The organism is Enterobacter hormaechei ATCC 49162, assembly GCF_001875655.1.
Classification (GTDB): domain Bacteria; phylum Pseudomonadota; class Gammaproteobacteria; order Enterobacterales; family Enterobacteriaceae; genus Enterobacter; species Enterobacter hormaechei.
In genome coordinates, this window is sequence record NZ_MKEQ01000001.1 from 1,142,628 (window position 1) to 1,156,140 (window position 13,513).

Here is a 13,513-nt window from a genome sequence, read left to right on the forward strand (position 1 = left end):
TCTTTTTCTCAGCTAACTAATCGTTAACAATCCATTCATTTTCCAGCTTGCAAACCAGGTCACATTTAACACGGTTGCACAAAGTTGCAACATGGTGGATATTTCACGCTATCAACAGAACGCTATTACAGAACAACAGGAGTTTTGGCATGGGGATGACCACCATGGGGGTTAAGCTGGATGACGCTACCCGCGAACGGATTAAGACCGCTGCGACCCGCATCGACCGCACACCGCACTGGTTAATCAAGCAGGCGATTTTTAACTATCTGGAAAGACTGGAGAGTGAGGAAGGTCTGCCGGAGCTGCCTGCCCTGCTGGCGGGCGCAGCGAACGAAAGCGAAGAGGCTGCGACGGCTGTGGAAGAAAACCACCAGCCGTTCCTCGAATTTGCCGAGCAGATCCTGCCGCAGTCCGTCAGCCGCGCCGCCATTACCGGCGCTTACCGCCGTGCTGAAACCGACGCCGTGCCGATGCTGCTGGAGCAGGCGCGCCTGCCGGAAGCCGTTGCCGCCCAGGCGCACAGTCTGGCGTATCAGCTCGCCGACAAGCTGCGTAACCAGAAAACCGCCAGCGGACGCGCCGGTATGGTGCAGAGTCTGTTGCAGGAGTTCTCCCTCTCCTCGCAGGAGGGCGTGGCGCTGATGTGCCTGGCGGAAGCGCTGCTGCGTATTCCGGATAAAGCCACCCGCGACGCGCTGATCCGCGACAAGATCAGCAACGGCAACTGGCACTCCCACATTGGCCGCAGTCCGTCCCTGTTCGTTAACGCCGCCACCTGGGGTCTGCTGTTTACCGGCAAGCTGGTCTCGACCCATAACGAGGCCAACCTCTCCCGCTCCCTGAACCGCATCATCGGCAAGAGCGGCGAGCCGCTGATCCGCAAGGGCGTGGACATGGCGATGCGCCTGATGGGCGAGCAATTCGTCACCGGGGAAACCATTGCTGAAGCGCTGGCGAACGCCCGCAAGCTGGAAGATAAAGGCTTCCGCTACTCCTACGACATGCTGGGCGAAGCGGCGCTGACCGCCGCCGACGCGCAGGCCTACATGGTCTCTTACCAGCAGGCGATCCACGCCATCGGTAAAGCGTCGAACGGTCGCGGCATTTATGAAGGCCCGGGCATCTCTATCAAGCTTTCCGCCCTGCACCCGCGCTACAGCCGCGCGCAGTACGACCGGGTGATGGAAGAACTCTACCCGCGCCTGAAGTCCCTGACCCTGCTGGCGCGCCAGTATGACATCGGCATCAACATCGACGCCGAAGAGGCAGACCGTCTGGAGATCTCCCTCGATCTGCTGGAAAAACTGTGCTTCGAGCCGGAGCTGGCGGGCTGGAACGGGATTGGTTTCGTTATTCAGGCCTACCAGAAACGCTGTCCGTTCGTCATTGACTACCTGATTGATCTCGCCAGCCGCAGCCGTCGCCGACTGATGATCCGTCTGGTGAAAGGCGCCTACTGGGACAGCGAAATCAAGCGCGCCCAGATGGAAGGTCTGGAGGGCTATCCGGTCTATACCCGCAAGGTGTACACCGACGTCTCTTACCTCGCCTGTGCGAAAAAACTGCTTGGCGTGCCTAACCTGATTTATCCGCAGTTCGCGACCCACAACGCCCATACTCTGGCGGCGATCTACACCCTGGCCGGGCAGAACTACTATCCGGGCCAGTACGAATTCCAGTGCCTGCACGGCATGGGTGAACCGCTGTACGAACAGGTGACCGGTAAAGTGGCGGACGGCAAGCTGAACCGTCCGTGCCGTATCTATGCCCCTGTGGGCACCCACGAAACCCTGCTGGCCTACCTGGTACGTCGTCTGCTGGAGAACGGGGCGAACACCTCCTTCGTTAACCGCATCGCCGACACCACCCTGCCGCTGGACGAGCTGGTAGCCGATCCGGTGCAGGCCGTTGAGAAGATGGCGGCGCAGGAAGGGCAGATTGGTCTGCCGCATCCGAAGATTGCCCTGCCGCGCGAGCTGTATGGTGCAGGCCGCGTCAACTCAGCCGGTCTGGATCTCGCCAACGAACACCGTCTCGCGTCGCTCTCCTCTGCCCTGCTTAACAGCGCATTGCAGAAGTGGCAGGCCAAACCGATCCTTGAGCAGTCCGTTGAGGACGGTGAAATGCAGCCGGTGATCAACCCGGCAGAGCCGAAAGATATCGTTGGCTACGTGCGTGAAGCGACCGAAGCGGAAGTGGATCAGGCGCTGGAAAACGCGGTCAACAACGCGCCAATCTGGTTCGCCACCCCACCGCAGGAGCGTGCTGCCATACTGGAACGCGCGGCGGTGCTGATGGAAGATCAGATGCAGTCGCTCATCGGCATTCTGGTGCGTGAAGCGGGTAAAACCTTCAGCAATGCCATCGCCGAAGTGCGCGAGGCGGTCGACTTCCTGCACTACTACGCCGGTCAGGTGCGCGATGATTTTGATAACGAAACCCACCGTCCGCTGGGTCCGGTCGTCTGTATCAGCCCGTGGAACTTCCCGCTGGCGATCTTCACCGGCCAGATTGCCGCCGCCCTTGCCGCAGGCAACAGCGTGCTGGCAAAACCGGCAGAGCAGACCCCGCTGATTGCCGCGCAGGGCATCAATATTCTTCTGGAAGCCGGCGTACCGGCGGGCGTGGTACAACTGCTGCCGGGCCGTGGTGAAACCGTCGGGGCCAAACTGACCTCCGATAACCGCGTGCGCGGCGTGATGTTTACCGGCTCGACCGAAGTGGCCTCCCTGCTGCAACGCAACATCGCCACCCGTCTGGATGCGCAGGGCCGTCCAACGCCGCTGATCGCTGAAACCGGCGGCATGAACGCCATGATTGTCGACTCCTCCGCGCTCACCGAGCAGGTCGTTGTTGACGTGCTGGCCTCTGCCTTCGACAGCGCGGGCCAACGCTGTTCCGCCCTACGTGTACTGTGTTTACAGGATGACGTGGCTGACCACACGCTGAAGATGCTGCGCGGTGCGATGGCGGAATGCCGCATGGGCAACCCGGGCCGTCTCACCACCGACATCGGGCCGGTGATCGACGCGGAAGCCAAAGCCAACATTGAAAACCACATTCAGACCATGCGTGCCAAAGGCCGCCCGGTGTTCCAGGCGGTGCGCGAGAACAGCGAAGATGCCCGCGAGTGGCAGACCGGCACCTTTGTGCCGCCAACGCTGATTGAGCTGGCAAGCTTCGACGAGCTGAAAAAAGAGGTCTTTGGTCCGGTGCTGCACGTGGTGCGCTACAACCGAAACAACCTCAACGCGCTGATCGACCAGATCAACGCCTCCGGCTACGGCCTGACGCTCGGCGTGCATACCCGTATCGACGAAACCATTGCCCAGGTCACCGGCAATGCCAAAGTCGGCAACCTGTACGTCAACCGCAACATGGTCGGCGCGGTCGTGGGCGTGCAGCCGTTCGGTGGCGAAGGCCTCTCCGGCACCGGTCCGAAAGCGGGCGGTCCGCTCTATCTGTACCGTCTGCTGGCGAACCGTCCGCAAAATGCGCTGGGCGTAACGCTGGCGCGTCAGGATGCGGAATATCCGGTGGATGCGCAGGTGAAAGCCGTACTGACCCAGCCGCTGGACGCGCTGATCAAGTGGGCTGACAATCGTCCTGAACTGCGGGCGATTGCCCGTCAGTACGGCGAGCTGGCGCAGGCGGGAACACAGCGTCTGCTGCCGGGTCCAACCGGCGAGCGCAACACCTGGACGCTGATGCCGCGCGAGCGCGTACTGTGCGTGGCCGATAACGAGCAGGATGCGCTGGTGCAGCTGGCCGCCGCGACCGCGACGGGCTGCGAGGTGCTGTGGCCGGAAGATGCGCTGCATCGCGATCTCGCCAAACAGCTGCCAAAAGCGGTCTCGGCCCGCATTCGCTTTGCGAAGGCCGATGCGCTGCTGGCCCAGCCGTTTGACGCGGTGATCTACCACGGTGATTCCGATCAGCTGCGCGAACTGTGCGAGCAGGTAGCGGCCCGCAGCGGGGCGATTGTCTCGGTGCAGGGCTTTGCGCGCGGGGAAACCAACCTGCTGCTGGAGCGTTTGTACGTAGAGCGCTCGCTCAGCGTCAACACCGCGGCGGCAGGCGGTAACGCCAGCCTGATGACAATCGGTTAACGCTGTGCTAATAAGGCTCCGGAGACGGAGCCTTATTTTATTGGGGAGTATATGAAACGATTTCTTATCGCAGGCGCAGCACTGCTGCTGAGCGCCAGTGCGCTGGCCGACGAGTGCGACAACGCGACCACCCAGCTTGAGCTGAATACCTGTAGCGCGCAGCAGTACCAGGCCGCCGATAAAAAGCTCAACGAGACGTATCAGGCCGCCATCAAACGTGCGGCGGCCCCCCAGCGCGACCTGCTGAAAAAAGCGCAGCAGGCATGGATTAGCCTGCGCGACGCGGACTGCGCGTTTATCGGTTCGGGTACGGAAGGCGGAAGCGTTCAGCCAATGATTGTGAACCAGTGTCTGGCGGAGAAAACCGCCGAGCGCGAAGCGTTTCTGGCCACGCTGATGCAGTGTGAAGAGGGCGACTTAAGCTGCCCCCTCACCCCGGCCCTCTCCCCATAGAGGCGAGGGAGAAAAGACAGCACAGAGCAGTCCCCTCACCCCATAGAGGCGAGGGCTAAAAGACAGCACCGAACAGTCCCCTCTCCCCTCTGGGGAGAGGGTTAGGGTGAGGGGGGAACTAGCGCACGCGGATCCCTTCGATAATCATCCGCTGTACGTTTTGCAGGGTGCTCTGGAAAAACGCCTCGTTCTGGAGCGTTTTACCCGTCACCGCCTCGACCTGGGCCGCGAAGTCAGCGTAGTGCTGGGTTGAGGCCCAAATCATAAAGATCAGGTGCTGCGGATCGACGGGCGCCAGTTTTCCGCTGGCGACCCATCCGGCAATAATCGCCGATTTATCGTCCATCAGCTGCTTTAAATCCCCCGTCAGTTCCGCCTGCAACAGCGGCGCGCCCTGCAACATCTCCAGACAAAACAGCCGTGAGGCCTGCGGGTAATCACGCGATACCTCCAGCTTCAGGCGTATGTACTCCTCAATCGCCACCAGCGGGGCCAGCTCTTCGCGAAAGGCTTTAAGCGGCGCGAGCCAGATATCGAGGATCTGCTGCATCACCGCCACATACAGCGCCTCTTTCGACGGGTAGTAGTAGAGCAGATTGGTCTTGGACACCCCCGCCTGCTCCGCCACCTGCTCAAGGCGCGTACCGTGAATACCAAACTGCGAAAATGTCTCCAGCGCGGCGCTGAGGATCGCCTGTTTCTTGGCGCTCACCGCCTGCGAACGTTTACCGGGTGTTTTCACTGCGCCTTGTGTCATTTTCGCTCTCCATTTTCTTTCCTGCGCTCAGCATAGCAAAACCCCCGTCTCGCCACGACCTTCTGCACCCCCATCGCGCATGAGTGCCTGTTTTCTGTGCAATGTTTTTGACCATTCAGTCCACATTTTTTACACCCAATTCACCAACCAGCAGTTAACACATTAATAACAAAGCTTTTTTCAAAACTGGCACTCCCTTTGCAAAATCGCCGTTACACCTGCGACGTAATGAAGAGAGGTTCGTGATGAAAATTGGCGTATTTGTACCGATCGGCAACAACGGCTGGCTTATCTCGACCACTGCCCCGCAATACATGCCGACCTTTGAGCTGAATAAAGCCATCGTGCAGAAAGCGGAGCACTACCATTTCGACTTTGCGCTCTCGATGATCAAACTGCGCGGCTTTGGCGGCAAAACTGAATTCTGGGACCACAACCTGGAGTCCTTCACCCTGATGGCGGGCCTGGCGGCGGTCACCTCCCGCATCCAGATCTACGCCACCGCCGCCACGCTCACCCTGCCCCCGGCGATCGTGGCGCGGATGGCCTCCACCATCGACTCCATCTCCGGCGGGCGCTTTGGCGTTAACCTGGTCACCGGCTGGCAAAAACCGGAGTACGAGCAGATGGGGATCTGGCCGGGCGACGATTACTTCTCGCGTCGCTATGACTACCTGACCGAATACGTGCAGGTGCTGCGCGACCTGTGGGGCAGCGGCAAAAGCGATTTCAAAGGCGACTTCTTCACCATGAACGACTGCCGCGTCAGCCCGCAGCCGTCGGTGCCGATGAAGGTTATCTGCGCCGGGCAGAGCGACGCGGGAATGGAATTCTCCGCCAAATACGCGGACTTCAACTTCTGCTTCGGCAAAGGCGTTAACACCCCTGCCGCCTTCGCCCCTACCGCCGCGCGGATGAAAGAGGCCGCCGACAAAACCGGGCGCGACGTGGGCTCCTACGTGCTGTTTATGGTGATTGCCGACGAAACCGACGACGCCGCGCGCGCCAAATGGGAGCGGTATAAGGACGGCGCTGACGACGAAGCGCTGAGCTGGCTAACCGAGCAGAGCCTGAAGGACACCCGCTCCGGCGCGGATACTAACGTGCGGCAGATGGCCGACCCGACCTCCGCCGTCAATATCAACATGGGCACCCTGGTTGGCTCGTATGCCAGCGTCGCCAGAATGCTCGATGAAGTGGCTGCCGTGCCCGGCGCCGAAGGCGTACTGCTGACCTTCGATGATTTTCTCACCGGCGTGGAAACCTTCGGCGAGCGCATTCAGCCGCTGATGCAGTGCCGCGCCCACATCCCAGCCGTGACGAAGGAGGTGGCGTAATGACGACCTTAACCGCGCGCCCGGAAGCCATCACCTTTGACGCGCAGCGCAGCGCGCTGATTGTGGTGGACATGCAAAACGCCTATGCCAGTAAAGGCGGGTATCTGGATCTGGCGGGGTTTGACGTCTCCGCCACGCAGCCGGTGATCGAGAACATCAAAACCGCCGTGAGCGCCGCGCGCGCGGCGGGCATGCTCATCATCTGGTTCCAGAACGGCTGGGACGACCAGTACGTCGAAGCTGGCGGCCCTGGCTCACCCAACTTTCACAAATCCAACGCCCTGAAAACCATGCGCCAGCGGCCCGAACTCCAGGGCACGCTGCTGGCGAAAGGCGGCTGGGATTATCAGCTGGTGGATGCGCTGGTACCGGAACCCGGCGACATCGTGCTGCCGAAACCACGCTACAGCGGCTTTTTCAATACCCCGCTCGACAGCCTGCTGCGCAGCCGGGGCATTCGTCATCTGGTCTTTACGGGCATTGCCACCAACGTCTGCGTGGAGTCCACCCTGCGCGACGGCTTTTTCCTCGAGTATTTTGGCGTGGTGCTGGAAGACGCCACCCATCAGGCCGGGCCGGATTTCGCCCAGAAAGCCGCCCTGTTCAATATCGAAACCTTTTTTGGCTGGGTCAGTACCGTCAATGATTTCTGCGACGCGCTGGATCCCCCCCTCGCCCGTATCGCCTGAGGAGAACCGCTATGCCGAAATCCGTGATTATTCCGCCGGGCACCAGCACCCCGGTTGCCCCGTTTGTTCCCGGCACCCTCGCCGACGGCGTGGTGTATGTCTCTGGCACGCTGCCGTTTGATAAAGACAACAACGTGGTGTTTATCGATGACCCAAAGGCGCAAACCCGCCACGTGCTGGAGACGATCAAAACCGTGATCGAAACGGCGGGTGGCACGATGGAGGACGTGACCTTCAACAGCATCTTTATCACCGACTGGAAAAACTACGCCGCGATTAACGAAATCTACGCGGAGTTTTTCCCCGGCGATAAACCGGCGCGGTTTTGCATTCAGTGCGGGCTGGTGAAGCCGGACGCGCTGGTTGAAATCGCCACCGTTGCGCACATCGCAAAGTGAGGCGACCATGAAACTGTCCATTTCCCCGCCCCCCTTTGCAGGCGCGCCCGTAGTGGTGCTGATTGCCGGGCTGGGCGGCAGCGGGAGCTACTGGCTGCCCCAGCTCGCCATGCTGGGGCAGGAGTATCAGGTGGTGTGCTACGACCAGCGGGGCACGGGGAATAACCCGGATACCCTGCCGGAAGACTACACCCTCGCACACATGGCCGACGAGCTTACTCTGGCGTTATCCGAGGCCGGGATCGTCCGTTACTGCGTGGTGGGCCACGCGCTGGGGGCGCTGGTCGGCCTGCGGATGGCCATCGATAAGCCCGACGCCCTCATCGCGCTGGTGTGCGTTAACGGCTGGCTAACCCTTCATGCCCATACCCGCCGCTGTTTTGACGTTCGCGAACATCTGCTGCATGCGGGCGGCGCGCAGGCGTGGGTCGAGGCGCAGCCGCTGTTCCTCTACCCGGCAGACTGGATGGCCGCCCGCGCTCCGCGGCTGGAGGCCGAGGAAGCGCTGGCGCTGGCCCATTTCCAGGGTAAAAGCAATCTGCTGCGCAGGCTGCATGCGCTGAAGCAGGCCGATTTCAGCCAACACGCTGCATGCGTTCGCTGCCCCGTGCAGATTATCTGTTCCGCCGACGATCTGCTGGTGCCGTCCGTCTGCTCCGCTGAACTGCACGCCACCCTCCCGCACGCCCGCAAAACGGTCATGCGCCAGGGAGGTCATGCCTGCAACGTCACCGAACCGGACACCTTTAACACCGTGCTGCTTAACGGGCTTGCCAGCCTGCTGCACAGCCCTGAACCCGCTTTGTAAGGAGCTTTAATGAGCGAAGCCATTACGCCCGCCGCGCTGGAAACGCTGTTTACCGGCGCACGAACCCATAACGGCTGGCTGGATATACCGGTCAGTGACGAGACGCTGCGCGAAATTTATGACCTGATGAAATGGGGGCCGACGTCCGCCAACTGCTCCCCGGCGCGCATTGTCTTTGTGCGAAGCCCGGAGGGTAAAGAGAAGCTGCGCCCGGCACTCTCCAGCGGCAACCTTGAGAAAACGCTCTCCGCCCCGGTCACGGCGATTGTCGCCTGGGACAGCGAGTTTTATGAGCGCCTGCCGGAACTGTTTCCGCACGGCGATGCCAGAAGCTGGTTTACCTCCAGCCCTGAGCTTGCGGAAGATACCGCCTTTCGCAACAGCTCGATGCAGGCCGCGTACCTGATCTTCGCCTGTCGCGCGCTCGGGCTGGACACCGGGCCGATGTCCGGCTTTGACCGGGAAAAAGTGGACGCGGCCTTTTTCACGGGCACGCTGCTGAAAAGCAATCTGCTGATCAACATCGGCTATGGCGATATGAGCAAAGTCTATGGACGCTTACCGCGTCTGACCTTCGAAGACGCCTGCGGTCTGGCGTAAGGAGCCACCATGACGACACCCGATCAACAAACGTTCCGTGATGCCATGGCCTGCGTCGGTGCGGCGGTCAATATCATCACCACCGACGGCCCGGCGGGAATGGCGGGCTTCACCGCCAGCGCGGTATGCAGCGTGACCGATTCGCCGCCGACGCTGCTGGTTTGCCTCAACCGTGGCGCGTCCGTCTGGCCGATCTTCAGTGAGAATCGCACCCTGTGCGTTAACACGCTGAGCGCCGGACAGGAGCCTTTATCCAACCTGTTTGGCGGTAAAACGCCGATGGAGGACCGCTTTGCCGCCGCTCGCTGGGAGACGGGTGAGACGGGCTGCCCGCGCCTGGAGGCGGCCCTGGCCTCGTTCGACTGCCGCATCAGCCAGGTGGTCAGCGTCGGTACTCACGATATTCTGTTCTGCGACATCGTTTCCATCATTCGCCACCCTGCACCGCAAGGGCTGGTGTGGTTCGACCGGGGCTACCACGCACTTATGCGACCCGCCTGTTAACCCGCATTAAGGAGACAGATCATGTTCGGACTTCCCCACTGGCAGTTGAAATCGACCTCCACAGAAGCAGGCGTGGTCGCGCCGGATGAAAGGCTCCCGCTCGGGCAGACGATGGTGATGGGTGTGCAGCATGCGGTCGCGATGTTTGGTGCGACGGTGCTGATGCCCATGCTAATGGGGCTGGATCCTAACCTCGCCATATTGATGTCGGGTATCGGTACCCTGCTGTTCTTTTTTGTCACCGGCGGGCACGTGCCGAGCTATCTCGGCTCCAGCGCCGCCTTCGTCGGGGTGGTCATTGCGGCAACCGGGTTTAACGGTCAGGGCATTAACCCCAACCTGAGCGTAGCCCTTGGCGGCATTATCGCCTGTGGGCTGGTCTACACCCTGACCGGACTGGTGGTGATGAAAGTCGGCACGCGCTGGATAGAGCGGATGATGCCCCCCGTTGTCACCGGGGCGGTGGTGATGGCGATAGGCCTGAATCTCGCGCCGATTGCGGTGAAGAGCGTTTCCGGTTCACCGTTTGAAAGCTGGATGGCGGTGATTACGGTGCTGTGCATTGGCGTGGTGGCGGTCTTTACGCGCGGCATGATCCAGCGGCTGCTGATCCTGGTCGGTCTGATTGCGGCCTGTCTGGTCTACGCACTGCTGGCGAACGTGTTCGGCCTCGGCAAGCCGGTTGATTTTACACTGATTCACCAGGCTGCCTGGTTCGGCGTGCCGCAGTTGACCTCACCCACTTTTAACGCTCAGGCGATGATGCTCATCGCGCCTGTCGCGGTTATTCTGGTGGCTGAAAACCTGGGCCATCTGAAAGCCGTAGCGGGAATGACTGGCCGCAATATGGACCCGTACATGGGACGGGCGTTTGTGGGAGACGGTCTGGCGACCATGCTTTCGGGTTCCGTGGGCGGCAGCGGCGTCACCACTTATGCGGAAAACATCGGCGTGATGGCGGTGACCAAAGTCTACTCGACGCTGGTCTTTGTCGCGGCGGCGGTGATGGCGATGCTGCTCGGCTTTTCCCCGAAATTCGGCGCATTGATCCACACCATCCCGGCACCCGTGATTGGCGGCGCCTCGATTGTGGTATTTGGTCTGATTGCCGTCGCGGGGGCACGCATCTGGGTGCAGAATCATGTTGATCTGAGCCAGAACGGTAACCTGATCATGGTGGCGGTGACGCTGGTGCTGGGGGCGGGTGATTTCGCCCTGACGCTGGGCGGGTTTACGGTGGGCGGGATAGGCACGGCAACGTTCGGCGCGATCCTGCTCAACGCCCTGCTGAGCCGCCGGATGGCTGCCGCGCCGCAGGGCGCCGTGGTGACTCAGGATCCGTGAAATCTACACGTCGGGTGACGGCGACGCCTTACCCGACGTGCATGTTCCTTAAGAGCGATCACACCTGCTCAAACAGTCGTTCGATAGATTGCGTGGGGAAGAACAGTGAACTGCTGTTTTCACCTGCCAGCGGGATAAACCCCAGCTTCAGATAAAATCGTTTGGCCCGTTCGTTAAGCGCATCCACAAAAATTCCGTGGACGCCAACAGCCTGCGACGCCAGATAAACAACGCGCATAGCGTGTGTGACAAGCGTTGTTCCCCACTCGTTTCCCTGTAGTTCTTTATGGACAGCCAGACGTCCCAGCGTCACGCTGGGGACGTTGCTGTATGGGATGCGGCGCTGCTGAGTCTTTGAAGGAAGCATCGCTTTTTCAAAGCAACTTCCCGAAAGCGTGTAATAGCCCAGGATACGTGGGTGGTCGCGTTCTTTAAGTAGGTAGCCGCGTAAAATACGTCCGCTGTGCTGACGTACCAGGTGATCGGTAAGGAAGGCATTGAGCGAGGGTTCACCACAATCGAAATTGCCGAAATCGTAATCGGTTCCCTCTGATAACATTTCGATCGTGAGATTTGCCACGACGCTTCACTCCATGTTTCGAAGACGTTTCGCCGCGCGTTTCAGGCGTTCATTTGGCTCTGGCGGATTATCGATGGCATCCATAACGGCATTCCATGAGGCTTCGTTTAATACGAGACGCCGATGCTGTTCGATGACTTCGGCAGCCCGCTCTGACGCACTGTTCACCATAAACTGGGTGATCGTTTGGTTGGTCATCGCTGCCGCTTCTTCAATCATTGTTTTGTCTTCGTCCGATAAGCGAAGATCGATACGCTGTTTTTTAAGTGCTGGCATGGTTTCATTTATCGTGTACGGTTTTTATCCGTACATATCGTAGTTAAACCTGCGCTTTATTTCAATCAAAAGCTTATTCGGCCGTTAAATCGCTCGCCGCATTCCGGCGCTTGCGGAGCTTTAACTCACTCACCAGTACGCCGAGAATAATAAACGCCGCGCCCACCAGCGCCAGCAGCGGCAGACGCTCCCCGGCGAGTCGCCCGAAAATACCCGCCCACACCGGCTCACCGGTGTAAATGACCGTCGCCCGTGTCGGGGATACGCTGCGCTGCGCCCAGTTCATGGTGACCTGGATAATGGCGCTGAAAATGCCCAGCCCCAGCGCCACGACGATAAGCCCTGTGGACATCGGCGGCACAGACTCCCCTGCCGGGACCATCGTCGCGAACGCCACCAGCGACGCAGTGGCAAGCTGCACGACCGTCACCCGCTTAACGTCCACTTTCCCTGCCCAGGCGCTAATCAGAATAATTTCAGCCGCAATGGCAACGGTCCCCACCAGGGTGATGATCTCCCCCGGCCCCAGCGCCAGCAGATTATTTTCCGGCCCGGCTAATAAAATGAGGCCGATGAACGCCAGCACGATGCCAATGCACGACATCAGGCCCGGCATTCTGCCGAGGCACAGCCACTGCAACAGCGGCACCAGCGGTACGTACATGGCGGTGATAAAGGCAGATTTACTGCTGGAGATAGACTGAAGTCCCCACGTTTGCAGGCTGTAACCCATGGCAATCGCCACGCCAATGGCGACACCCGCTTTAAGCTCTCTCAGGGTCAACCCGCGCAGCGTTTTCAACGAAATAAGCGCCACGGCGATTGCCGCGGTTGCAAAGCGCAGACCCACGAAGAAAAACGGATCGCTCATCGTGACCGCGTACTGAACGGCGAGAAAGGTTCCGCCCCAGAACATGGTGATTAAAATCAGGATGGCTTCCTGAGGCTTAATGGAGAAGGTAAAACGGGAAACGGACATGGGACACCAGCACGAAGAATCAATCCTGTAGTGTGCGATGCCTTTGGTTACAGTTCAATGTTGCAGACATAAAAAAACCGCCGGGAAACCCGGCGGCAGGGAGTTAACCCGGCGTACTACTTGTTGCTGCCGTGGCTATTTTTACCCCCTTTTTTACCAGCCTCTGATGCGCGCTGAGGGTCGTTTTTAAAGTTGCCCCCGCTAGACTGGCCACCTTTACGACCTGCTTCTGATGCTCTTTCACGGTCTTCAGCGAAATTACCTGAACCACCACGATGGTTTGCCATCTCTAACCTCCAGAGTGTGAAACATTAGACATCATATTGCATTCAGTAAAAGAGGATTCTTTCACCTCGCGGCTCAAGGGCAGTGCCTTTATCTGTGCCGCGTGAAACTAAGCTTAGTGTAATGCGGCTATCCGGCAAGCGAGAGGTAATATTCTGCAACATGATCTCAGCCTTTCGTATGAAATATTTCAACGGTTATACATAAGCCATTCTTATATTTTGGAAAATCCGCGCCGCTAAAGTTGTTTCATTTTGCTACAAGGCGCACAACCAAAAGATATTGTTATATATCAAAGAAATGCCGTTCATTTTTGCAGTCTGGCTGTGATGTCATATCTTTAAAGGAGCGCAGCGATCCGCTGTAAGAAAACCAACGAGGAGTGATGCAA

Annotated in this window: 14 protein-coding genes; 9 read left to right on the plus strand and 5 right to left on the minus strand. The window is 59.5% G+C overall.

Annotation, left to right across the window (positions count from 1 at the left end; all coding sequences use genetic code 11):
• The first annotated feature begins 149 nt into the window (after nucleotides 1-149).
• Together putA and BH712_RS05840 are read left to right on the plus strand one after the other, a co-directional pair.
• Nucleotides 150-4,112: a trifunctional transcriptional regulator/proline dehydrogenase/L-glutamate gamma-semialdehyde dehydrogenase gene (gene putA / locus BH712_RS05835; protein ID WP_006809311.1), complete on the plus strand. Its 3,963-nt coding sequence runs from the start codon at nucleotides 150-152 to the stop codon at nucleotides 4,110-4,112.
• A 51-nt stretch (nucleotides 4,113-4,163) separates the two neighbouring features.
• Nucleotides 4,164-4,565 carry a lysozyme inhibitor LprI family protein gene (locus tag BH712_RS05840; RefSeq protein ID WP_006809312.1) on the plus strand — a complete coding sequence of 134 codons (402 nt, stop codon included), beginning with the start codon at nucleotides 4,164-4,166 and terminating at the stop codon, nucleotides 4,563-4,565.
• Nucleotides 4,566-4,683: 118 nt separating this feature from the next.
• On the opposite strand, the gene rutR is transcribed toward BH712_RS05840, so the two are convergent.
• Entirely contained in the window at nucleotides 4,684-5,322 is a 639-nt protein-coding gene (rutR, locus tag BH712_RS05845; protein WP_006809313.1) for an HTH-type transcriptional regulator RutR, read from the minus strand.
• Between the two features lie 245 nt (nucleotides 5,323-5,567).
• On the opposite strand from rutR, the gene rutA reads away from it, so the two are divergent.
• Genes rutA through rutG form a run of 7 tightly spaced genes read left to right on the plus strand, consistent with a single transcriptional unit; the run spans nucleotide 5,568 to nucleotide 11,002 of the window.
• Nucleotides 5,568-6,659: a pyrimidine utilization protein A gene (rutA, locus tag BH712_RS05850; RefSeq protein ID WP_006809314.1), complete on the plus strand. Its 1,092-nt coding sequence runs from the start codon at nucleotides 5,568-5,570 to the stop codon at nucleotides 6,657-6,659.
• Complete coding sequence (gene rutB / locus BH712_RS05855) at nucleotides 6,659-7,348, plus strand: pyrimidine utilization protein B (RefSeq protein WP_006809315.1); 690 nt, start codon at nucleotides 6,659-6,661, stop codon at nucleotides 7,346-7,348. The genes rutA and rutB overlap by 1 nt, the downstream gene beginning before the upstream one ends.
• Before the next feature lie 11 nt (nucleotides 7,349-7,359).
• Nucleotides 7,360-7,746, plus strand: a complete 387-nt coding sequence (gene rutC / locus BH712_RS05860) for a pyrimidine utilization protein C (protein ID WP_006809316.1) — start codon at nucleotides 7,360-7,362, stop codon at nucleotides 7,744-7,746.
• A gap of 7 nt (nucleotides 7,747-7,753) precedes the next feature.
• Nucleotides 7,754-8,554: a pyrimidine utilization protein D gene (gene rutD / locus BH712_RS05865; protein ID WP_006809317.1), complete on the plus strand. Its 801-nt coding sequence runs from the start codon at nucleotides 7,754-7,756 to the stop codon at nucleotides 8,552-8,554.
• Between the two features lie 9 nt (nucleotides 8,555-8,563).
• The gene (locus BH712_RS05870) at nucleotides 8,564-9,154 is read left to right on the plus strand and encodes a malonic semialdehyde reductase (RefSeq protein ID WP_006809318.1); all 591 of its coding nucleotides are present in this window, start codon (nucleotides 8,564-8,566) and stop codon (nucleotides 9,152-9,154) included.
• A gap of 9 nt (nucleotides 9,155-9,163) precedes the next feature.
• Nucleotides 9,164-9,658, plus strand: coding sequence for an NADH-dependent FMN reductase RutF (gene rutF / locus BH712_RS05875; RefSeq protein ID WP_006809319.1), 495 nt, complete (start codon nucleotides 9,164-9,166; stop codon nucleotides 9,656-9,658).
• A gap of 21 nt (nucleotides 9,659-9,679) precedes the next feature.
• On the plus strand, nucleotides 9,680-11,002 hold the full coding sequence (rutG, locus tag BH712_RS05880; RefSeq protein WP_006809320.1) for a pyrimidine utilization transport protein G: 1,323 nt from the start codon (nucleotides 9,680-9,682) through the stop codon (nucleotides 11,000-11,002).
• Nucleotides 11,003-11,060: 58 nt separating this feature from the next.
• Here rutG and BH712_RS05885 read toward each other — a convergent pair whose 3' ends face one another.
• The 4 genes from BH712_RS05885 to BH712_RS05900 all read right to left on the minus strand — a co-directional run bounded on the left by BH712_RS05885 (nucleotide 11,061) and on the right by BH712_RS05900 (nucleotide 13,124).
• Entirely contained in the window at nucleotides 11,061-11,582 is a 522-nt protein-coding gene (locus BH712_RS05885; protein ID WP_006809321.1) for a GNAT family N-acetyltransferase, read from the minus strand.
• A 6-nt stretch (nucleotides 11,583-11,588) separates the two neighbouring features.
• Nucleotides 11,589-11,858: a type II toxin-antitoxin system TacA family antitoxin gene (locus tag BH712_RS05890; RefSeq protein ID WP_001303459.1), complete on the minus strand. Its 270-nt coding sequence runs from the start codon at nucleotides 11,856-11,858 to the stop codon at nucleotides 11,589-11,591.
• A gap of 73 nt (nucleotides 11,859-11,931) precedes the next feature.
• Nucleotides 11,932-12,837: a DMT family transporter gene (locus tag BH712_RS05895; RefSeq protein ID WP_006809322.1), complete on the minus strand. Its 906-nt coding sequence runs from the start codon at nucleotides 12,835-12,837 to the stop codon at nucleotides 11,932-11,934.
• 116 nt (nucleotides 12,838-12,953) lie between these two features.
• The gene (locus BH712_RS05900) at nucleotides 12,954-13,124 is read right to left on the minus strand and encodes a con-10 family general stress protein (RefSeq protein WP_001273664.1); all 171 of its coding nucleotides are present in this window, start codon (nucleotides 13,122-13,124) and stop codon (nucleotides 12,954-12,956) included.
• Between the last annotated feature and the right edge of the window lie 389 nt (nucleotides 13,125-13,513).

Bases quoted from the DNA above. Each gene is read 5' to 3' on its own strand.
- BH712_RS05840 (WP_006809312.1), top strand. From the start codon at position 4,164: ATGAAACGATTTCTTATCGCAGGCGCAGCACTGCTGCTGAGCGCCAGT.
- rutA (WP_006809314.1), top strand. From the start codon at position 5,568: ATGAAAATTGGCGTATTTGTACCGATCGGCAACAACGGCTGGCTTATC.
- rutF (WP_006809319.1), top strand. From the start codon at position 9,164: ATGACGACACCCGATCAACAAACGTTCCGTGATGCCATGGCCTGCGTC.
- putA (WP_006809311.1), top strand. From the start codon at position 150: ATGGGGATGACCACCATGGGGGTTAAGCTGGATGACGCTACCCGCGAA.
- rutD (WP_006809317.1), top strand. From the start codon at position 7,754: ATGAAACTGTCCATTTCCCCGCCCCCCTTTGCAGGCGCGCCCGTAGTG.
- BH712_RS05870 (WP_006809318.1), top strand. From the start codon at position 8,564: ATGAGCGAAGCCATTACGCCCGCCGCGCTGGAAACGCTGTTTACCGGC.
- rutG (WP_006809320.1), top strand. From the start codon at position 9,680: ATGTTCGGACTTCCCCACTGGCAGTTGAAATCGACCTCCACAGAAGCA.
- BH712_RS05890 (WP_001303459.1), bottom strand. From the start codon at position 11,858: ATGCCAGCACTTAAAAAACAGCGTATCGATCTTCGCTTATCGGACGAA.
- rutC (WP_006809316.1), top strand. From the start codon at position 7,360: ATGCCGAAATCCGTGATTATTCCGCCGGGCACCAGCACCCCGGTTGCC.
- BH712_RS05895 (WP_006809322.1), bottom strand. From the start codon at position 12,837: ATGTCCGTTTCCCGTTTTACCTTCTCCATTAAGCCTCAGGAAGCCATC.
- rutB (WP_006809315.1), top strand. From the start codon at position 6,659: ATGACGACCTTAACCGCGCGCCCGGAAGCCATCACCTTTGACGCGCAG.
- rutR (WP_006809313.1), bottom strand. From the start codon at position 5,322: ATGACACAAGGCGCAGTGAAAACACCCGGTAAACGTTCGCAGGCGGTG.
- BH712_RS05900 (WP_001273664.1), bottom strand. From the start codon at position 13,124: ATGGCAAACCATCGTGGTGGTTCAGGTAATTTCGCTGAAGACCGTGAA.